21 protein-coding genes are annotated in these 20,011 nt (G+C 49.7%); 10 read left to right on the top strand and 11 right to left on the bottom strand.

What is annotated here, in order from left to right; genetic code table 11:
* The first annotated feature begins 59 nt into the window (after positions 1-59).
* Positions 60-1,169, top strand: coding sequence for a DUF6884 domain-containing protein (locus tag DPRO_RS14305; protein WP_197706469.1), 1,110 nt, complete (start codon positions 60-62; stop codon positions 1,167-1,169).
* Between the two features lie 63 nt (positions 1,170-1,232).
* On the opposite strand, the gene DPRO_RS14300 is transcribed toward DPRO_RS14305, so the two are convergent.
* The 5 genes from DPRO_RS14300 to DPRO_RS20250 form a co-directional block, all read right to left on the bottom strand.
* Entirely contained in the window at positions 1,233-1,514 is a 282-nt protein-coding gene (locus DPRO_RS14300) for a peptidylprolyl isomerase (protein ID WP_097012666.1), read from the bottom strand.
* Positions 1,515-1,773: 259 nt separating this feature from the next.
* Positions 1,774-2,493 carry a transporter substrate-binding domain-containing protein gene (locus tag DPRO_RS14295; protein ID WP_157917492.1) on the bottom strand — a complete coding sequence of 240 codons (720 nt, stop codon included), beginning with the start codon at positions 2,491-2,493 and terminating at the stop codon, positions 1,774-1,776.
* A gap of 216 nt (positions 2,494-2,709) precedes the next feature.
* Positions 2,710-2,919, bottom strand: a complete 210-nt coding sequence (locus DPRO_RS14285) for a hypothetical protein (RefSeq protein ID WP_232005604.1) — start codon at positions 2,917-2,919, stop codon at positions 2,710-2,712.
* A 135-nt stretch (positions 2,920-3,054) separates the two neighbouring features.
* Positions 3,055-4,175 (bottom strand): IS3 family transposase gene (locus tag DPRO_RS14280; RefSeq protein WP_456154009.1). Its coding sequence is split into 2 segments (ribosomal slippage): positions 3,055-3,897 and positions 3,900-4,175, totalling 1,119 coding nucleotides; the frame shifts between segments, so codons are not numbered across the junction.
* A 38-nt stretch (positions 4,176-4,213) separates the two neighbouring features.
* Positions 4,214-4,312, bottom strand: a complete 99-nt coding sequence (locus DPRO_RS20250; protein WP_232005603.1) for an LOG family protein — start codon at positions 4,310-4,312, stop codon at positions 4,214-4,216.
* Positions 4,313-4,644: 332 nt separating this feature from the next.
* Here DPRO_RS20250 and DPRO_RS14275 point away from each other — a divergent pair, with 332 nt between their 5' ends.
* Both DPRO_RS14275 and DPRO_RS14270 read left to right on the top strand, forming a co-directional pair.
* The gene (locus DPRO_RS14275; RefSeq protein WP_097012663.1) at positions 4,645-7,701 is read left to right on the top strand and encodes an HsdM family class I SAM-dependent methyltransferase; all 3,057 of its coding nucleotides are present in this window, start codon (positions 4,645-4,647) and stop codon (positions 7,699-7,701) included.
* A complete protein-coding gene (locus DPRO_RS14270) occupies positions 7,698-8,348 on the top strand; it encodes a hypothetical protein (protein ID WP_097012662.1) in 651 nt (216 codons plus the stop codon). Before DPRO_RS14275 ends, DPRO_RS14270 begins: the two co-directional genes overlap by 4 nt.
* A gap of 131 nt (positions 8,349-8,479) precedes the next feature.
* On the opposite strand, the gene DPRO_RS14265 is transcribed toward DPRO_RS14270, so the two are convergent.
* From DPRO_RS14265 to DPRO_RS14255, 3 genes are all read right to left on the bottom strand, one after another.
* Entirely contained in the window at positions 8,480-9,064 is a 585-nt protein-coding gene (locus DPRO_RS14265; RefSeq protein ID WP_097013768.1) for an LOG family protein, read from the bottom strand.
* A gap of 211 nt (positions 9,065-9,275) precedes the next feature.
* A complete protein-coding gene (locus DPRO_RS14260) occupies positions 9,276-9,602 on the bottom strand; it encodes a DUF2958 domain-containing protein (RefSeq protein ID WP_097012661.1) in 327 nt (108 codons plus the stop codon).
* A 133-nt stretch (positions 9,603-9,735) separates the two neighbouring features.
* The gene (locus tag DPRO_RS14255) at positions 9,736-10,179 is read right to left on the bottom strand and encodes a MucR family transcriptional regulator (protein ID WP_097012660.1); all 444 of its coding nucleotides are present in this window, start codon (positions 10,177-10,179) and stop codon (positions 9,736-9,738) included.
* 1,313 nt (positions 10,180-11,492) lie between these two features.
* Between DPRO_RS14255 and DPRO_RS14250 the strand changes: the two genes are divergently transcribed.
* Positions 11,493-12,977 (top strand): primase-helicase family protein, encoded by a 1,485-nt coding sequence (locus tag DPRO_RS14250; RefSeq protein ID WP_097012659.1) that lies wholly within the window; start codon positions 11,493-11,495, stop codon positions 12,975-12,977.
* A 66-nt stretch (positions 12,978-13,043) separates the two neighbouring features.
* On the opposite strand, the gene DPRO_RS20090 is transcribed toward DPRO_RS14250, so the two are convergent.
* Positions 13,044-13,187, bottom strand: a complete 144-nt coding sequence (locus DPRO_RS20090; RefSeq protein ID WP_157917491.1) for a hypothetical protein — start codon at positions 13,185-13,187, stop codon at positions 13,044-13,046.
* A 33-nt stretch (positions 13,188-13,220) separates the two neighbouring features.
* Between DPRO_RS20090 and DPRO_RS14245 the strand changes: the two genes are divergently transcribed.
* From DPRO_RS14245 to DPRO_RS14225, 6 genes are all read left to right on the top strand, one after another.
* Positions 13,221-13,805 carry a hypothetical protein gene (locus DPRO_RS14245; protein ID WP_097012658.1) on the top strand — a complete coding sequence of 195 codons (585 nt, stop codon included), beginning with the start codon at positions 13,221-13,223 and terminating at the stop codon, positions 13,803-13,805.
* 582 nt (positions 13,806-14,387) lie between these two features.
* A complete protein-coding gene (locus DPRO_RS14240; RefSeq protein ID WP_097012657.1) occupies positions 14,388-14,987 on the top strand; it encodes a tyrosine-type recombinase/integrase in 600 nt (199 codons plus the stop codon).
* Between the two features lie 147 nt (positions 14,988-15,134).
* Positions 15,135-15,371: a helix-turn-helix domain-containing protein gene (locus DPRO_RS14235; protein WP_097012656.1), complete on the top strand. Its 237-nt coding sequence runs from the start codon at positions 15,135-15,137 to the stop codon at positions 15,369-15,371.
* Positions 15,372-16,397, top strand: coding sequence for a tyrosine-type recombinase/integrase (locus tag DPRO_RS14230; RefSeq protein ID WP_097012655.1), 1,026 nt, complete (start codon positions 15,372-15,374; stop codon positions 16,395-16,397). It abuts the gene before it with no gap.
* Between the two features lie 62 nt (positions 16,398-16,459).
* Positions 16,460-16,669 carry a hypothetical protein gene (locus tag DPRO_RS20520; RefSeq protein ID WP_232005602.1) on the top strand — a complete coding sequence of 70 codons (210 nt, stop codon included), beginning with the start codon at positions 16,460-16,462 and terminating at the stop codon, positions 16,667-16,669.
* Positions 16,670-16,699: 30 nt separating this feature from the next.
* Positions 16,700-17,668: a hypothetical protein gene (locus tag DPRO_RS14225; protein WP_232005601.1), complete on the top strand. Its 969-nt coding sequence runs from the start codon at positions 16,700-16,702 to the stop codon at positions 17,666-17,668.
* Here the strand turns inward: DPRO_RS14225 and DPRO_RS20085 are convergent.
* Both DPRO_RS20085 and DPRO_RS14220 read right to left on the bottom strand, forming a co-directional pair.
* Entirely contained in the window at positions 17,665-17,841 is a 177-nt protein-coding gene (locus DPRO_RS20085; RefSeq protein WP_157917490.1) for a hypothetical protein, read from the bottom strand. The two genes, DPRO_RS14225 and DPRO_RS20085, sit on opposite strands and share 4 nt — an antisense overlap.
* 348 nt (positions 17,842-18,189) lie before the next feature.
* Positions 18,190-19,971, bottom strand: a complete 1,782-nt coding sequence (locus tag DPRO_RS14220) for a caspase family protein (RefSeq protein WP_157917489.1) — start codon at positions 19,969-19,971, stop codon at positions 18,190-18,192.
* Positions 19,972-20,011: the final 40 nt, after the last annotated feature.

The raw sequence follows: 20,011 nt of genomic DNA, 5'->3' as shown, positions 1-20,011 counted from the left end.
GGCAAATGAGGCTTTCTAAGACCATTGATTTTACTTTGTGGATAAGGCAGATTCCATGAATGATCATATATCTTGTATCGTGTGTTAAGACTAAGCGGCAGGGGACACACCCCGCCCAAGAATTATACACATCCACCTGGTTTCGATACGCTAAAAAGTATGCAATCACTAAGGCCGATAGATGGTTCATTCTCTCGGCAAAGCATGGTCTCGTATACCCTGATAAGAAAATTGCTTCCTATGAAGAAACACTGAATTCGAAGAAAAAAGTCGAGCGTCAGCACTGGGCAGAAACTGTTTATGAACAGCTCAAAGACGCAATTTCCCCAGAAGATAAAATCGTTTTCCTAGCAGGAACCAACTACCGTGAGTTCCTTATACCCAGGCTTCAGGAACTCGGTTGCGAAATACAGATTCCGATGAAGGGCCTAATGCAGGGGCAACAAATGAGCTGGCTCAAAAAGAACACTTCCCACCGAATCGACCATCTCAAAAGATTGTACGAGTTACTCGATATTTTAGAAACGCGCGTCGGTGGTAAATTTTTGCTTCATGACAGTGATGGGCGAATGGGATGGCCTAAACAAGGGCTCTATCTATTCTTTGAAAATGGTGAAGAACGTTCTGAATCAGGCAAAGGACCAAGGATCGTACGAGTCGGTACTCATGCTGTCTCGGATGGTTCCAAAACAACGCTCTGGAACCGGATTTCTCAACACAAAGGCATCGTGAAATCTGGAGGAGGGAATCATAGAGGTTCCATCTTCAGACTTATAGTAGGTGAAGCCATTCAACAAAAAGATCCGACTGAAATCGTTCATTCATGGGGGAAGGGATCATCCGCCCCAAAAGATATAAGGGACAACGAACTTCCCTTGGAATGCGCAGTCTCTGACATTATCAGGTCAATGCCATTTTTATTCATTGATGTGCCGGGGATTTCAGCGAAAGATAATGACCGCAGCTTATTAGAACAAAACCTCATTGGCCTCCTGAGCAACTACGACAGAGAAACACTCGATCCTCCGAGTCCGAATTGGCTCGGGAGATCGTGTCCACGTAACCTTATCCAATGCTCCGGACTATGGAATTCTCAACATGTGGAGAAAGGGTACACCCCTGACTTCCTTGATCTTCTTGAAAAGTACATATTGAATACCACTATATAGCCACCCACAAAAAAAGGCCCCGATAAAATCGGGGTCTTTTTTATTACAGCAATGAAGAGGTAATTAATCTTCGCGGCTTGTGATCTCCAGCAGGTGGTAGCCGAACTGGGTTTTTACCGGGCCATGGACTTCGCCGATGGCTTCGTTGAAGACAACGGTGTCGAATTCCGGGACCATGTCGCCGGGGCCGAACTGACCGAGGTCGCCGCCACGCTGGCCGGAGGGGCAGCTGGAGTGCTGCTTTGCGATTTCACCGAAATCTGCGCCTTCCTGAATCTGTTTTTTCAGGTCCAGGCAGGTCTGTTCGTCACTAACCAAAAGATGGCGGGCAGTTGCTTTTGCCATGTGCGTGCTCCTGTAAGCTTGAATGTATGTTTGTAATCAACCATGTGTTCATGGCGTTGCGACTCTGTGTCGCAGAAAACTGACTTACATGGATACGCGCTGACTGCAAGGGTAAAACCCGCACTGGACTGAGGATATCACCCCTTTTTTCAACAATAGGTCAGCACGATATCATCTTCACCTGACTGATCCGGACTGCGGAAACCTGTTTGTTTTCATAGGCCTATTTACACAGCACCAGCCTAGTGGATTGGAAGCCCTACTGGCGCCACCGGTTGATGATAGGCTCCAGTTTTCCCTGTTGCTTCAACTTCTCCAACCCATCATTGATCTTTTTCAGCAGCGCGCCATTACCCTTTTTGACCGCGATACCAACGGGTGAAGCCGTAAGCGGTAACGGAAGTGTCTTGACTTGGACCTCGTGCTTTTTCGCCAGATAAAACCCAACAGCTTTTGGAGCGATGAGCGCAGTCACCCGTCCTTCCTTGAGCAACCGCATGGACTCGTCCTTGCTGTTGGTTTGTATAATGCGAATCTTATTCTTCAACCCTATTTCACTGAAATACTCCTCAACAGCCGAATGCCTGTCACCGGCAATCACCCGCCATACAAGATCGTCCAAGGTTTCTATGCGGGCCTCTCTCTCCAAAAGGAACAAAGAAATTTCCCTGATATAGTACGGGACAGAAAAATCAAAGGATTCCAGTCGAATTTCGCTCATCTCCATGCCGATGGCACAGTCGAGATCGCCGTACCGCAGATTGGCGACAACATCATCCCAATCCTTTTGCTCAAAACGATAAGGAACATCTATTATTGTGAAAACCTGGCTTAACACCTCAACATCAAGCCCTATTGGACGACCTGATTCATCCCGAAATTGATATGGGGGGTACCCTTTTGCCACGCCGCAGACAATCGGATGTGGTTCCGCATGGGCAGAGACTCCTGCGAACAGACAAGCTAAAAAAAAGTACATGAAAAGACGCAGGCTCAAATGCACGCAGACCTCAATATCGGTTGGAAGCTAGTTCTGACTGGCATTATGCACATACTCCCTTCACGCTTGGAAAGTGTCAACCAGAGGTTTTTTGGTCATTATCCTACCGAAAAAACGAAAAGTGGAATTATGCTCTGGGACAAAAAAAAGCCCACCGAAAAACCGGCAGGCATTTTTATTCAGAGATAACAGGCTTTACAATCCCTTCTTCTTCTCAATCCACTTGTCCACCTGTGGCGGATCATAGGTCTCGAACTGATCAAGCAGGCCGCCAGGCGTGGAATCGGTCAGGACCATGCGCCGGTGTTCCGGCACGAGGAACCCCTGATTGACCATGCGGTCCATATGCTCGGCAAGGCAGGTGTAATGCGCCTCCCCCCATCCTTTGGACCACTGATCGGCCATTTTAAGGTGGAGTCCTGCGTCCGAGTTTGTGCCTCCGTGGAGGCGGTTCGCCGCAGCCGTTGTGGAGCGTAGCCCGTCCCCGCAGGGGCGGCCCGAAGGGCCGAGGGCGGAGCGGAGCAACGGCTGCGAGCCAAGTCAATGAACATTCAGGTTGCCTCTGTATACGGCAGCGGGAGTTCTTTTGTCCAACGACGAATGTCCGCGCTCTTCGTTGTAATACCGAAAATAGCGCGTAAGCCCATGGTATAGCTCGATTCCATCAGAATACGCCTTGGGGTAAACATCCTCGTATTTCACCGTCCACCACAACCGCTCGATAAATACGTTGTCGATTGCACGGCCTTTGCCGTCCATGCTGATTGCAATGCCCTTGCTCTGCAAAACGCCGGTAAATTCACGGCTCGTGAATTGCGCTCCCTGGTCCGTATTGAACATCTCTGGCGTGGAGATGCGCAATGCCTTGCTCAGTGCGTCCACGCAAAACGAACTGTCCATGGAATTTGACAGTTCCCAAGCCAATACGAATCGGCTCCACCAGTCAATCACTGCCACCAGATACAGAAAGCCGCGCTGCATGGGGATGTAGGTGATGTCAGCACTCCAGACTTGATTCTTTCGCTCAATGGCAACTCCTTTCAGCAGATAAGGAAACACGGGATGCTCCGGGTTGGGGACACTCGTATGCGGCCCTGGAGTAATCGCTTGCAAGCCCATCAGCTGCATCAGTCGCTCAACTCGCTTGTGGTTGATCTGATGGCCTTGTGTCTTCAGCCAATCCGTCATGCGCGGCGAGCCGTAATCCGGCTGACGCAGATACTGCTCGTCGATGAGACGCATCAAGGCCAAGTTCTCATCGGACTCGGCTGCAGGTTTGTAGTAAAACCCCGAGCGGGAAATGCCTGCCAACTTGCATTGCCGCCGGATGGAATACTCCCGATCCGGTTTGATCCACTGGCGGCGTACCTCAAGCGGCAGGCTTACAACTTTTTTTCAAGCCACTTGATATCCATCTTGAGCCGACCGATCTCCTCGAACAAAGGTGCGGTGACCTCCTCCTGGCTCTTGGCTTTCTTGCCACCGGAAAAGATTCCTTCGGCATTTTCAAGGAGCTGCCTTTTCCAGGTGGATATCTGGTTGGGATGCACTTTGTACTCCGCAGCCAACTGCGCCAACGTTTTCACGCCACGGATAGCTTCCAGCGCGACCTTGGCCTTGAACTTATCCGAATGCTTCCGTCTTTTGTTGCTCTTTGTCATACGTCCTTCCTTATCGGTTTAAGGACGCAGATTCCACTTTAACCGGTGGTCCGAATTTCGGGGGAAAGCGCATAATACCCGTTCACATCCAGCAACCCACACGGCTTGGCGTGGTAGCCGAGTTGATTCCAGGTCAAATGTTCAAGCGACGAGTTGCGCTAGCTCCGTTCGGACAAGATCAGCTATGATATCAATCTGCTACCAGCATATCCCGTCGACAGTCAAATCCACCTTGTCAGGCTTTGATATACGCGGTTGATATACATTTGAGTGCAAGGGGATATCCTGGGGTGGACAGGGTGTATACTTAGTTCGAGTCCTTGCGCCCTATTCAGTAGGTCGTGGGTTCAAATCAACTACGCTCAATCAATAATCATAACAACTTAGAATCATTTCTTTCTCAGCTTTTTTTACAAAGCAGAAACCTCAGCTATTGTTTTGATAGCGTTTTTCGTATAATTCTCCAAGAATGGAGAGGGTAAGCACCATCAAAATCCCAGATCAATGGATTCAGGCACTGGAACTTGAACCAAGGGTTGGTCATGGAGTTCTTGTTGAAACGAATCATGATAGCCCTTATGCATCTGTTTTAGAAGATATTTTTAATCTGGGCGTAAGTGCTGTCCATTGTGTTGAAGGAGTACCAAGTGCGGTAATCCTGCACGATGAGCACAACGATCTGATTATGGTCGACCGTGTCCATCAATCTCTTTGGAATCAGGGGCTCGCTGATTTTCTATTCATTGTCCGTGATGATGCTATAACGATTCACACCTTATGGGAATCAACCCCCAATCTCGAAGAGAAGACCACAGACACAAGGCTGCTTGATTGCCTTCATCTTGTAAATCAAGCCGATAGCATTGCAACACTGATACCTAGAATTGAATCTGGTCGTCTCTTTGCCGACTATTCAAAGAAGCTAAATTCAGAAAGCAAAGTAGATGCACGACTCATTAGAGATCTTGCCGCGTACCGAGAGATTCTAGTCAAGTCAGATGGCATTTCAAAGAATGAAGCTCATGAGGCTCTTCTTCAAGCCATGTTTCTTCGCTATCTGTGGGACAGGCAGATCATTTCTTCAGAGCACACACAGCACTATAGCCACGGTACATACAATACTCTTCACGATCTGCTAGTTGGTTCGGAAAGTGGCTGGTATGACTTTTTGTCTTTTTTAAGCAAGGCTTTCAATGGAAGCATGCTTCATCCAAACGATTCGGTATGGAGCAAAGGCAAAAAAACGCTATCGTTATTTTTGCAAGGTGAATTCGATCCAATAACTAGGCAACGCCTATTGCTCCAATTATATCAATTTGACCATATTCCTGTTGAATTGATCAGTGAAGTGTATGACAGGTTTTTAGAGGGCGGAGATGAAAAAGGGACTGCCGGAGCCTATTATACCCCCCGTCGTTTAGCAAATTTGGTTGTTGACCAAGCATGGCCAAAAATTGAAGCATTCTTGAACAACAACTCATCCTTTCGAATTCTTGACCCTACCTGTGGCTCTGGAGTATTTTTAGTCTCCATTTTTCAACGTATTTCTGCATATTTAAGATCGCAAAGCACTGCTGTTGATTGGGATGATTTAAAGCAATTTGCTTCATGTTTACACGGGACAGACATCAATCCTACGGCTGTTAGGATCGCAGCTTTTTCACTTGCATTAGCTATGCTTAACGAGCGCCAACCTAAAGAAATTGAAGCCCGCCTATCTGAAGATGCCCCCCTGCTGCCCCCTTTGATCAATAACAGCATAAGAAAAAAGAACTTTTTTAAGTTAGCTGACTCAGAAAAGTATCAGATCGTAATCGGCAACCCTCCTTGGGGCCAAACCAAAGGAGATGAGCGACAACCAGGTGAAGTCTGGTGCTCATCCGACAAGCAATACAGGCAACCTCCAAACAGAGAAAAATCTTGGCCCTTCCTCTGGAAATCCTCTTTGCATTTAGCCGAAGAAGGGCAACTTCATCTTTTGTTGCCCATGAAAGGCTGCGTGTTGAATAAGGATGCTGATGTTTGCCTAGACATTCTTGCTAACACTCTCCGCATTGAATCATTTTTTGACCTCTCTGACTTGAGAAATATCCTTTTCTCAAAGGCCAAGGTGCCAGCCTGTATCCTTAATGGAACACAAGTGAATGAAAAGGGTATTTCCCATTTTTATGAGCACATTTGCCCTAAAGCCGACTATCATTCGTCTCAATCTGGAAGGATTCTTTTGGCCCCTGAAGATCGGCATAGCACTTGGGTTAGTGAATTGATCAACACCCCCCGATTGACATGCAAACGCTTAATGTGGGGACTGCATAAAGAAGCACAAATCCTTTCGCAATTACAAAGGATGCCCAAGACAAGTGACTTTCTGCGCGAAACGGATCAAGCTCGAAAAGAAGCTGAAAATGATACCCCTGAGTGGGGTGTGGGGCTTGGAGTTCAGTTCTATAACAAGTCGGGCAAAAAAGAGGTTAAGGTTCCTGGCATTGAAAATAAAATGCACTTGGTCTCATCAAAAGCTCTAATCAGATTAGCTCAACCAACGATATCTACAGAATATCCAGGTACGCCTATTCAGTGGAAAAATTTTTATGAAGCCTTTGAAGCACCACACATTGTTGTGGTGCCATCTACTCCAGCGAACTCGGGTTATAGATTAAGGGCAACCTATTCAGAGCAGCCTTTCAGCTATACGAAAAGCATGATTGGTGTCGCGGTGCCAGACACCAGTGCAGGAAGAGAGTTTGGCAAGATATTAACTGCATTGCTGAATAGCTCACTGATCGGTTGGTATTTATTTTACACGACAGATGTTGGGACTGATCGAGAAAGAATTTCACAGAGCAGCACCTTCTTACTGAGTCTTCCGTTTCCTGCATATTGCAGTTTCAAAGACTCTGATTCTGCTTTGGCTGCACATGGTTCGATTATCCAAGTTATGGATGAAATCATAGGGTCAAACCGTCCCCCCACTTCTGCACAGGAAGCGATACTCGACGACTTGGTTTTCAAGCTGTTTCACATACGCTCCGAAGATGCTGCTCTTATAAAAGAGTTCGTCAAAGAAGTAAGGCCCTCTATGCATCCAGGAAGTATAAAATCTCCTGTCTTGTGGGATTCGGTTAGGAAGGAAGAGAGAGATAATTATTGTGAAATGTTGAGTCTAATGCTGTCGAAAAAAATGAAGGGAGACAGGCGGTTTTATAGCCATGTTTTACATTCCTCTCCCAAATACGCTCTTGTGAGGATATCGCGAAAGTCCAAAGAGTCAAAAGAGCAACCAGACACAATTAATGCTTGGGGAGAGTTGCTAGGGTCTGATTCCTTAAATGGTCTTCTCTTCAAAGCTTTGAGGCACAACGTCTATATTGAGCGAGCAGTATTCTTTTTCTTAGGTGATGATGCATACCTGCTTAAACCTATGCAAAGAAGATTCTGGCTAACTCGGTCTGCATACAGGGATGCAGACAGGTTTATTGATTACTTACTGAGTCCCGATGCAGAAGAGAGTAATTACCCACAATGAATAATGATGAAGTAGTAGGTAAGGCAGGATGGAGGCAGCTCGTCCGGCCTGAGTGCACACCTGAAGGAGCAAACATTGCTTTCATCAAACGACTTGGGGAAGCTTGGGAAGCCAAGAGTAGCTGTTTCACTCCTGCAGACCTCGAAGACCACATTAGTCGCACGCTTGCCGCTTGGATTGACGAGGAGCAAGTTCGGTTAGATGGCGAATGGACGGTCGTTTGCCAAGCAGAATCGCTGAAAAGCGTTATCGGAGGCAAAGCTGTGCTTATCGGCCGGTGTGATCTCGTACTAACAATACGAAACCATAAAATAATTTATGAGTGTAAGCGCTTAGGGCTTGTCTCCAAAGGCAAGTATTCCTCTAATGCAGGCCCATATGTCAAAGATGGCATGCACAGGTTTACAGTAGATCAAAAATATCCATCGCGTACCGGGCTCTGCGGAATGATAGGATATGTTATGGACGGGAATGTGAAAAAGGCGTTAGGTGCCGTTCTTGGCAAAATTAAAGAGCTTTCTCCGCAGGGACGACTCATTAACCCCTATCCTCCGACTCCCCATAGGCTAGCACACCGTTTTAAAACTGAACACTTGGTAGACGAAACACATAGGTTGAAAGCTCATCATCTACTATTCCCTGTTTAGTTACAATGGGCTGCTTGTTGCTGCTCCACACACCCGCCCCTCTCACTCTCATAATTTCAAGCCGTTTGACCTTTCTCATGCAGGGCCGCGTATGTTGCGACTAAAGGGAGGTAAGTATATTCCTCCGCAGATCATAGCCCCTTCTTTTTCTCAATCCACTTGTCCACCTGAGGTGGATCATAGGTCTCGAACTGATTCAGCAGTCCACTAGCAGTGGCATCGGTAAGGACCATGCGGCGGTGTTCCTGCACAAGGAATCCGTTCAGGACCATACGATCCATGTGCTCCGCAAGGCAGGTGTAGTAGCCCTTCACATCAAGCAATCCGCACGGTTTAGCGTGGTACCCTAGTTGGTTCCACGTTAAAACCTCAAAAAATTCTTCCAGCGTGCCGATGCCACCGGGCAGGGCGATGAAGCCGTCGGACAGGTCGGCCATGAGTTGCTTGCGCTGGTGCATGGAGTTGACCACATGCTGCTCGGTCAAGCCGTTGTGGGCGACCTCTTTCTCCACCAACAATTCCGGGATGACGCCGACGACTTCGCCTCCAGCCTCAAGACAGGTGTTGGCCAGCAGGCCCATAAGGCCTGAGCTGGAGCCTCCATACACCAATCCGATGCCACGGGCTGCCAGTTCTTTCGCCAATGCCTTGGTTGCTTCCGCATAGGCTTCGTCAAAACCGGGATTAGAGCCGAGATAAACACAGATACGTTTCATGATGTCACCTTGATGATTCTTCAATGTATTTCGCCGGCTCGTCATACGGGAGGTATCTACTTGGTGTCAATGAACGACTCGAAGCAAAACGCTTCACCCCTCTTTCACTTCCGCGATCACATCTGCAAACCGCCTGACCTTGTTCCGACACAGGCCCATATTGCAGGTCTCCCCAAGCCTAGGCTACTTTGACGCGTATTTCCTCCACCCCTCAGCCAAGCCATCCACCTCCGTGCCGTTCATCCATGACCTCTCTGAACTCACGAACCAACCACCTGTCCTCGATGCAAACCACTAACGGCCCCACCCTGAGCTCGGTCAGCTCCGCCAGCGAGAAGTATCCCCACTCCGAGTTCATCATGTCGCCGTTCAGGACCGCGTAGCCGAAGAACGTGTCCTTGCCGTCGAACTCGGCGGCGTACCAGTGGGAGTCGCCGATGAAGAAGTGCGCCCAGATCAGCTTCTCGTCGGCGGGCGTGTCCTCGGTATCGTACAGCCTGGGCATCCTCGGCACCAAGCCTTTGCTCTTGATCGTCATGTTGTGCTCCTGCCGCGCCGCCAGGGCGCGGCTGCTTCGCAAGTTGGAGAATCATGCCGAGCTAGGAGCGTCCGCCCCTGCTCGGCCCTTAAAAAACGAAAAGGCCCGATGCGATCGCGTCGGGCCTTCCTGCTTAGGCATCTTTGGGAGCACCCTTGGCTTTGACCTTGGTGGGCTTCTCCTTGTCGTCGGGCTTCTTGCCCGTCCGCGTCCAGAGCTTCATCTCCTTCATCCGCTCAGACCGCGCCTTGGCCGTCTCCCTGCAAGATAGCGGAGCCCGCTTCTTGTAGCCCCACTTAGCGCGGTACTCGTCCGGCGTCAGCCCGTGCGACTCAAGGTGCTTCTTCGAAAGGGCCTTGAACGTCCGACCGCACTCCAGGCACACGATGGACTTGTTCCTGATCGCCCGCCTGGGATCGCAAGGCGGCTCCTGCCTGGGAGGCTCAATGTACCCATCAGCGATCTTCCGAAGCCTGTCGCTCAGGCTCTTGACCATCTCGCAGGCCTCGTCGGCAGTCATCGGCCTGACCCCGGCCTGCGCCTCCACGACCTTAAGGGCGTTCTCAATGTGACTCATGCTCATCTCCTTGTTTTAGCTTGAGATTCAAGGAGACGTCGTTATCTCGCCCTTTGGGTTTCGTACACCCCAAACGCAAAGAAGGGGGCTATGGTTGCTTTCGTCTCCCCACGATAGGTAGGCTCATTTGGAGGGGAATTCACGCCTCTTCATATACCCCATACCACTCCAACCACTCCGCCATTGATCAACAACCACTTCCTCTCGGAAAATCCTCAAACCATCTCAACTGCCTATACACACCTACCCCTACTACCACTTTCTCCATTACCTCCTAATTCATACACAATCACTCTCTCCTTGCTCCCTTCAAAGTGGACACACGTTTCCCCCCCCACCCCTTTCGTGCACCTCACGCTTTCCCTTCCACTTCTTCCACATCCCCCTCCAAAAAATTCCACCTTCTCCATCAATAAAACTCAATCATTCTATAGCTCTATCCAGAAGAACCACTATTTCCACTTTCTAATAAGCCTATCGTTCTTCAGAAAAACAAACTTTTCAATAGGAGAAAAAAGCTTCCAAAGCACCACTCACGCTTGCGTCATGGCGACGACTCGTCGTCGCCATGAAATTCACTCGAAACGCGCCCCCGCTCCCTACGCGCGCCCTACGCGCCCTCACGCGACGCCTCACGCAGCCACTCGACCAACCTTATTTAGTCGACAAACACACTCACCCACACGCGTCCCCTTGAACACTCCAAATCGCACGACCATGATCAAAGACAATCGCGCTCAAGTTTCGAGCCACCGCGCTCCGCTCGTTCGAACGTAGCGCCCTCCTGCCCACGCCGAGAGCAAGCTCTCGGCGCACTCTCCAACTTTTCTACTCAACTCGCGTTTAATGATGGGTGGTGGCTTGCTATAATGCCTTTTGATGACGAGATGCCCCCGACCACACGAACACGACTTTATTAAACTTTATTTCGATGAGTACGTTTACCCAGCCCCCCTGCTCCGTGTTACAAAGAAGCTCAATCGCGAGACGGATGAGTTCGGCGGTCATCGGCACTACATTTCTCCCACTTTTTTTGGGTAAGCGCGTTTACCAATTGGCCCCAAAAGTCCAATCTTGAGAAATGGAGGGGATCACACCCGAAAAATTTTTCTCCTCATGGCTCTTTGACAATCGAATACGGAATCTGACGGCAAGACCCGAAGCTGCCCAGGACGGCCAACCTGGCACCAGCTTCATCATGTACGCTCCCTGACGGACGAAGGCGTCCAGATCCAGGGAACGGCGATTCGGCACTGGGTTGTCCAACTGCCGGACCGCAGCTCAATAACAAGATTGTAGGAGTAGATCATTAAATGAAAAATGATCGAATCACAGAAAAGGAAGAACTGCTGATCAAGAAGCTCAAGAAAGCCAAGAGGATCAGCGACAACAGCATCTCGGAACTGATAGCCATGAACCGCCGATACTGCGTCGTCATGCACCAGGGCAAGATGTGCATCATGGAGAAAGCCACCGACCACGAAGGGCGAGTAATCCACAAGCCGCTCACGGAAAGGGACTTCAAGCTCCGCCACCGCGGGGAGAAGGTGATGCTGGCCCACTACACCGAAGAAGGCAAAGAGTGGAGAGCTAAGGCCCTGGCCCCGTTCTGGCTCGCATGGTCCCACCGCAGCATCAAGGAGTGCACGGTGTTCGACCCGCGCGGCCTCAAGAACGAAAACGCAGAGCGTTTCTATCCTCTGTGGCCCGGTTACGCGGTCGAGCCCGAAAAGGGAGACTGCTCCCTCATCGTCGCTCACCTCAAGGACATATGGTGCAATAAGAACGAAGAGCACTTCCGCTACCTGATCAACTGGCTGGCGCACATGCTCCAGTTCCCTTGGGAGAAGCCCAACGTGGCCTTGGTGATCAAGGGCGGCAAGGCAGCAGGCAAGACCACCGTCTTTGAGGGCATCCTCCAGCCGATCCTCGGCGACCTGTACTCCAAGATCACGAACCAGGAGCAGATCGTCGGCAAGTTCAATTCCCACCAGGTCTACAAGCTCCTGCTCGTGGCTGAGGAAGGTTACTGGGCCGGAGACAAGCACGCTGAGGGCACCCTGAAGTCGATGATCACGGACAAGTGCACGCTTGTGGAGCCGAAGGGCGTCGACGCGTACGAGACGTACACGTACTACCGTCTCGCGTTCGTCTCCAACGAAACCCGCGTCGTCCCGGCCACCATGGACGAGCGACGCTTCTTCGCCATCCGCGTGTCGGACGAGAAGAAAATGGACGCCAACTACTTCGGCCCGCTCTGGGAGCAGATCGAGAACGGCGGCGTGGCCGCGTTCATGGACTACCTCATGGAGTGGAAGGTCGACCGCAAGCTGGTCTTCAACCCGCCCCACACGGACGTCCTCACAGAGGACATACTTGAGAACATGCCATCGTTCGAAAGATGGGCCTTTGACTTCCTCCACGCGGACGAGGAGGACGAGTTCATCACCTGGGACGCCTCCGTTCACACGGCCAACTTCTTCCAACATTACGAGAAGTGGAGAAAAAAATCCAATGAGCTCGGCGTGTTCGTAGGCAAAGGCGAAGTCGGCGGAGTGACGAAAATGACCCAGGAGGTCAAAAAGCTGTTCGGCTTCACTTACAGGAAGGTAAAAGGGAAACAGAGCTTCATCCTTCCCAGCCGCGACGCGGCCAGAAAGATCTTCCAGGACAAGATCAACGGAAAGATCGTCTGGCGTGACATCGAAGTAGACGACGATGGCGACTTCTTTGACGAATCCATCGCCAAGCCTGAGTCCAGAGGGTTCGACGACCTTGACGACCTGCTCGAAGACTAAATCCAGTCCCGAAAGGACACGAATGGGGCCTCCAGATACTTATCTGGGGGCCCCTCTTCATTTCGTCTACATCTTCCCGAAAAAGAAAAAACCATTAAGAGAGTCGCCCTTGTAGCCCTCGTCAGGGCTAACCTCCAGCGCCGAAACAATCTTTCTGTCCACATAAATAGAATTGTGAACAGCTTCCGGATCGTCCGCCAGCATGCTCACGTTTTTCTATTATATGTAATACGGGAGGATGCTATGTTAGAAAGCATCAATTTTCAGGAACTCTTCGCCGATCTCGGCCTCGACTCGACCATCAAGGGCGGCAACCTCGTCTGCCCGTTCTGCGGCAAGCACGCGTTCAGGGGGTACCACGACAACGGCGTAGCACGGTGCCACGCCTGCGAGTGGGCAGGCAACGCCATCAACCTCGTTAAAGAAGTCGAAGGCGTAGATAGCGTTAAGGCCGCCGAAGCATACGCCAACCTCATCCACATTGAGGACAACGAACGACATTCCTTGAACAAAGCGACTCGCAAGCTTGCAGACGACCGGGATTTTCTCGCCCAGGCCCGAGCATATTTCGCCTTCTACAAGTCGGCCCGAATGGGTGCACCATACTACCAGCAGCAGTCTGGCTACAGCCGATCCCACTTCACGAAGGTTCTCAACGGACAGCCCGACAAAGTTTCAGCGAAATCGTGGAAAGAGATCGTGGCGTTCTTAAGGAGAACGATCAACGTCGGCCAGCTCAGAAAGGACATGATGATGGGCTCGCAGTATTGGAAGGAGTGCATCAAGGACGAAGCATTGCTGAGGGAAAGCGTGGACAAATTCAGGTAGCCAGCTTCTGATAACAACAATCGAGAATGGGCGTTTGTGGGCATGACCTGCGAACGCCCTTGTTGCGTTATGGACGGCAAAATCCATGAGTGGAACACAGCTTGGGTCACACTTGATGAGCATGGGTATGATTGATCGAATTTCCGTTCAGCAAACTTAACAAATTACAAATTGGAATTCATTGAACGAAGCATTGTGCGCTACGCGCATGACCACACTCACCGGAAGAGGTGGGCAACGCCCACCCAACCGATGAGCGATGCTCATTGCTGCATTTCTTGAAAGAAATCCACCAGGCTGAATCGCTCCCGCCGCTTCACCTTCTGCTTGCTACTATTTATCGGAACACTGTGTTCGCAGGGGTGCTTTTCCGCACTTTTCCCAAAAAAAGTTTCAAATTCCCGCATCTTTCTTCTCGATCTCGCGTTCACGATAACTCCTCGACAATGTTAAGTTTTAGACAAAAGTTAACATTCTCCGAAAAGCGACTGTGTTTTTGAAGACTTATCGACTCCTCAAAACAACCCACCCTGAGAATGTTAAAAAAGCACGCAAAACCAAGCAGATACTTAACATTCGAAAATGAGCCCTAGAAACGTCAATCATCCCCCCAAGGGAAGTTCCATCACCGTCGAGCCCATCCGCTCCCTGGAAGCTATCTCGGCCATCAAGGACATGCTCCACGACAAGCCGCGTGACCTGTTGCTTTTCGTGATCGCGACCAACAACGGCATCCGATGCGGAGACCTCCTGCGGCTCAAGGTCGGAGACCTGCGCGGCAAGAACGTCGACGACACCATCGCCGTAAAGGAGTCCAAGACGGGCAAGACAAACGTCCTTGCGGTCAACGATTCAGTCCACTCAGCACTGACGCGGTTCCTCGCGTCAGGCTCGTTCTGCGATGACGCTTACTTGTTCCGATCCCAGAAAGGGGACAACAAGCCGCTCACGATCCAGTCCGTCAACCGCATGGTGAAGACTTGGTGTCGCGAGGCTGGCCTCGACGGCAACTACGGAGCCCACACCCTGCGAAAGACGTTCGGCTACGTGCAGCGCGTCCACTTTGGTGTCGGATTCGAGGTGCTGTGCAAGCGCTTCAATCACGCCTCGCCAGCCGTCACCATGCGTTATCTCGGAATCAGCGACACGGAAGTAGTTAGCATCCTGAAAAATTCCATTTGATTTGATTCGTCGAGTTTACTTCGGGCCCTGGAGTTTGAGAAATTAATGAAGTCGAGGGGGTCAGTCCCGGAAATTTTTAAAAATTTTGAACTTGAGGGAGTTGTTCCCTCATACGAATCAACTACTTCCAATAGGAGGATACCAGCAATGAGCAGGCCCATCACCGTCGAAAGGCAATTTTATACGCAGAAAGAAGCAGCCGAATACTGCGGCTACTGCGTCGTCACATTCAGACAGTTCGCCAAGGACTACGAGATTCCGAAATGTGGCCCCAAACGGGATCGATATCGAAAGGAGGACTTGGACGACTTCATGACCAACCCGACCAGCTTCCACAACCCCGTGCGCACGCGCAGGCACGGCCATGCACAGGTGGTGGTGTAGATGAGTGTAGGTTACACCAAAGACGGTCGTTTTTATGTCCAGTACAGAGTCCCGCACCGCAAAAGCCCAAAGCGTGAGTATTTCGGCAGAGGGATTGAAGCCAAGAAGGCGGCGAAAGAACGTGATGCCGAGGTAAAGCTGATGAAGGCTCGCCATGAAGAAGTAAGGGAAAGCGATGTCTATCTCGATGAGCTTGCTCAGTCCTACATTGATCACGAAAAAGCCATCGGGAAGAAGTCCATCAAAGACCTTACAGAGCTTGCTAACAGGGTCAACAGGTCATATCTCCCTGCGCTGAATCATGCTCCGATCCATAAACTCAAAGCAAGAGACTTCGACAAGCTTGCACTTCAGTACAAAGGGCTCTCCAACTGTTCGTTCAACCGTTACCTTGCTTACCTCAACGTCATCTTCAACTTCGGGGTGGACTCTGACTACATCGAGAAGAATCCCATGGCGAGTTGGTGGAAGAGAGTCAAGAAGCAAGAGAAGCCCAGGGATCTTGAAATCGGTAGGGAGGAAATCCAGGCCATCTACGACAATGCTCCTCCGCACATCAAGCGGGTCATTAAGATAATCATGAACACCGGATGCCGTCCGGGGCAGACCGAGCTGCTCAAAATCAAGTACAGCGATGTAGACTTTGAGAACAAGGTCATCAGGATTCGCGGCACGAAGACGATCAGGAGTGACCGCTACGTCCCTGTGCAAGACCAATTTCTTGAAACGATCAAGGAGTGGCAAAAGAGCGCCAGGACTGAGCACCTTGTCGAGTTCAGAGGCAAGCCCATCAAGTGCGTTAACGGCGCGTTCTTGAGATCCGTGCAACGAGCGGGCATCACCAAGGATATCGTTCCTTACCACTTGCGCCACTACTTCGCTTCCATCATGGTCGCGAGCAATGTTGATATCAAGACGGTTTCCGTCCTACTTGGGCACTCCAGCCCAGCGATGCTGTTCAACACTTACTGCCACCTCATCGGTGACACTAAAAGGCAAGCCATCGAGAAGCTTCCCAGCTTCTAATCCAAACCGCTTGGGTGCTGTTTTGTTGCCCCAGGCCCTATCCTCCCAGCCAGGACACGATCATGAAAAACTTCCTTTCCATCGCGGAAGGCAAGCTCGTCAATGACGGCTTCCAGCCCACCGCCAAGGCCAAGCTCGCCCTTCTGACCGACTCCGAAGACGCTCAGCCCACGTTTTCATTCATCCTCGAAAACCTCGGCCTCCAAGCCTGCCTGGATGCGATGGACGCTGCACCTTACCAGCACGAAGAGTTCATTGAAAAGACGCTCTGACTGCTTGCCATTGACGCAGCACACCGTGTCATGCCCCTGTGGGAGAACTCCGAAGTAGCCCAGGACGGGCTTAAAGAAATACTGCGCCTAGCCCACCTCTATGCCCACGACGAGATAGAGCACGAAGAATACCAGAGCGGCCTCTGGGAGATCGTTACCCCGATCATACGCGAAGACAAATCAGACAGGACTTTGGTCGCAGCGCAAGACGCAAGAGACTGTGCCCTTTATGCGGCCTCCCATAAGTTGATCCCGGCATTGAACAGAGCTATCGAAGCCTTGCAACTCCACCACGGCAACATCGCCATGGGGTGTGCGTACAGCTATAAATCCAACCAAAAGCAAGCCCTGGAGTACGCCTGGAGCCACGGAGGGGCGATTTCATTTGGTGCGACATTCGCCGTGACGTCCAAATATGTCTTAGCAGCCGTCGAAGCTGAAGTTTGGCACGTCTCATACACAATCGCCGACGAGTTGTTTGGCTTCATTGAGTATTATAACGTTAGCATTACTGAAAAAGAGATGGAGAGCTTCCTCCTAAAAGCTCTGGAGTCGGCAGCAAAGGACATAGCGCACGATGTGCTACACAAAAGCGCAAGGCGTGTGATCGACGCGGCCATAACTCCTAAATCATTTGAGGAATCTAGTAAAAAGGCGCATGAGGTCGCCCGGAGAGTGTTCAAGGATGCCTGTTCTGATCCAGACATGTACGAACAGCTAGCGATCGGCAAGACAGCCATCGCCGCAGCTTGCCATGACTTCGAGGACCAAGAGACCTTTGCCATCTGTCACGTTCTACATAGGCTCCACGAAGGGAGCTTCTACAAGGTCCACCCGACCAACACTAAAGCTGACGAGATAGCTAAGAATGTCGCCCTAGACGCCAGGAAAGGACTTTGCTTTGAGCAAATGGCATATGCTGCCGCCAGCAGTCGTGCTGGCAGAGTCGAAATGAACCTCCAGGCGAACGTCCTGGCTCGGTTTTTGATAGACGTTTAGTCGCGTACTATGTTCGGATACTTTTCGGCCAGCTTCGACCCAAATGTCTTGGCCTCACCATCGGTTGAATCGTAAACGCAATCCTTTATGTCTTCCGGCAAGCAATCCATGACCGAGGACACCAGCCCGACCCCGCCTCCCTTTAAGCATGATTTGATCGTGACAATCTGCATGTGCTTCCCGTACTCCTCTCCTCAAGATCGAAGTTAAAGTGCAGCTCGATACAGACGTTGCTCGGTTCGGTGTTGGCTTGGCACTTGCCGTTCAGCGATGCCACGAGTACGTTCTTCGACCATGATATTCTGGCAGGTTCAGCTTGATCAGTTCGTTGATGATTTCTTTGACGATAGGGTAGTTGCGGTAGTTGGGCATTCTTCTCTTCGTTCACGCATGGCGAAGGCGCCCGTGGAGATATTTAGTCAGAGGGATGGATCTTAGGGAATTGTGTCGATTAGGGCTCCACCTTGAAAAACGATCCAGCTTTCTGAGACCGGTCTTTACAATTTATCTTCCACGACAAACTAATATTCGTCATAAACACTGAGGTAGTTTGTCGAGAGCGAGGATTTGATCATTACAAGATCGGTAAATTCGATAGTGGCGATCAACGTATCTTCAAAACCCCAAGCTAAAGCGGTAATATGTTTTTTCGTCGCATCTACCACAACTTCCGAAAGAGGATGTCGGGTTTTTACATCCCAGATATGTACTTTCCCGTCCCCGGTCCCGAAAGCAACAACATCTTCGTCATGATTCGTATCCATGCATAGGTACTCATATGATCGAGCCTCACCCTTGGTGTGATAGTTTATTTCGATCGAATCTATGAATCCGGGAAAAGATTCCGCCGAAAAGGCGCACTGTTGCCAAGATCCGTCCTTGCAATTAAAAAACAACACACCATTTGAAGTTGCACACACGAGCATATCATGTCGTTCCAAATATTTCATACTGTAGAAGAATGAAGTGTTGTGTTTAAGATATTCGTCTCCGAGGATACGCCGCTTCTCTCCATAGTAACTGGATTGATGTAGATTTTGTATCCCACGACTGGTTTCAGTGTAATAAATCATTGCCTCATCACGATTTATAGCAAAAGAGTATGACTCGGTACTACTAATCTCCATGATTTGAGAATCATTCAGGCTATAGGCAAAGACACCTGCACTCCCTGCAAAAAAGATCAGCTGTTTCTGCTCGTCATAATCAATGAAAAAAATTGGATCAGTGGATAGAGAAATCGTTTGGAGGTCTTGATTGCCTGGGACAAAGTAGCCGATACTTCCACCGGAAAACCCCACAAAAAGCTTCCCTTGCCATGTGGCTATTGATTCAACTGTTTCGGCAAATGGCTTTCCATTTCTCAGATTCATTTTGGGGTCGACCAAGCCCATTTCAATTTCATACCCGGTAGTTGGTATCTCATCATAGATAGGTATCTCGAATGCCTCCACGCGCTCAATTTCTAACGTCTTTCCACTCTTAAAGACGGGTCTTACTCCTTTGATAAATTTGCCACCTGGAAAAACAAAGAAGGGAAAATCCTTCAGTGCTGCACAAGAATACCCGGTTCCAAATTGGGTCATAAGAAACTTAATTTCATCAAAATCAAAGGATTTGCATATTGATAATGGTTTTGACAAAGAGGAAATGTCGATAGGCATCTGGGCACCTTTTGTCATACGGAATACGTCTGCTCTCGTTCTTCCCAAGATGCTAGTCATTTCATGTCCATGCTTTTCAAGATTCTTCGCGAGAGCATATGCATAAGGGCTAACGCCGGTGTCTAGATGACTGTCGGCCGCTGACTTACCAAAGTTTGTAGAAAACGACATAACGGTTGACGGCGAGAGAGGCTGGTCAACCATGAACTCAGAAAAGTCAATGTCAGAAGCTACGGACCTGTGACGCATTTTATTGACATCGTTGGGATTAACCCTGCATGCGTCAATAAAAAGAAGAGAGATTCCATCACTCTGGTCGTCACGAATGTCATCTAGAGTTAATGAATAATATTTGGCATTATCGAATTCGAAATCAATGCTAGTAATATGATTTTTCCCATCAATACTAAAACCATGGCCGGCAAAATAAAAAGCATGGACACCAGGCTCTTGACTATATGATTTGTAGTCTTCGACAGCTTGAACCAAGCTAGATATGTCCAGATCGAACAATTCCGTTGTCTTGAAGCCATTTAGTCTCAGAGCTTTCGCAACTAGCTTAATGTCCTTTTCAGGCCCTTTGAGTGTGGAAAGGTCATTATATTTTGAATTACCTATGAGCAGAGCTGTTTTAATCATTCCCAATGTCCTCATGTCCAAATTTCAATGAATGCAGAAA

It is taken from the genome of Pseudodesulfovibrio profundus (genome assembly GCF_900217235.1).
GTDB classification, from domain to species: domain Bacteria; phylum Desulfobacterota; class Desulfovibrionia; order Desulfovibrionales; family Desulfovibrionaceae; genus Pseudodesulfovibrio; species Pseudodesulfovibrio profundus.
This window is presented reverse-complemented; position numbering and strand designations above follow the sequence as displayed.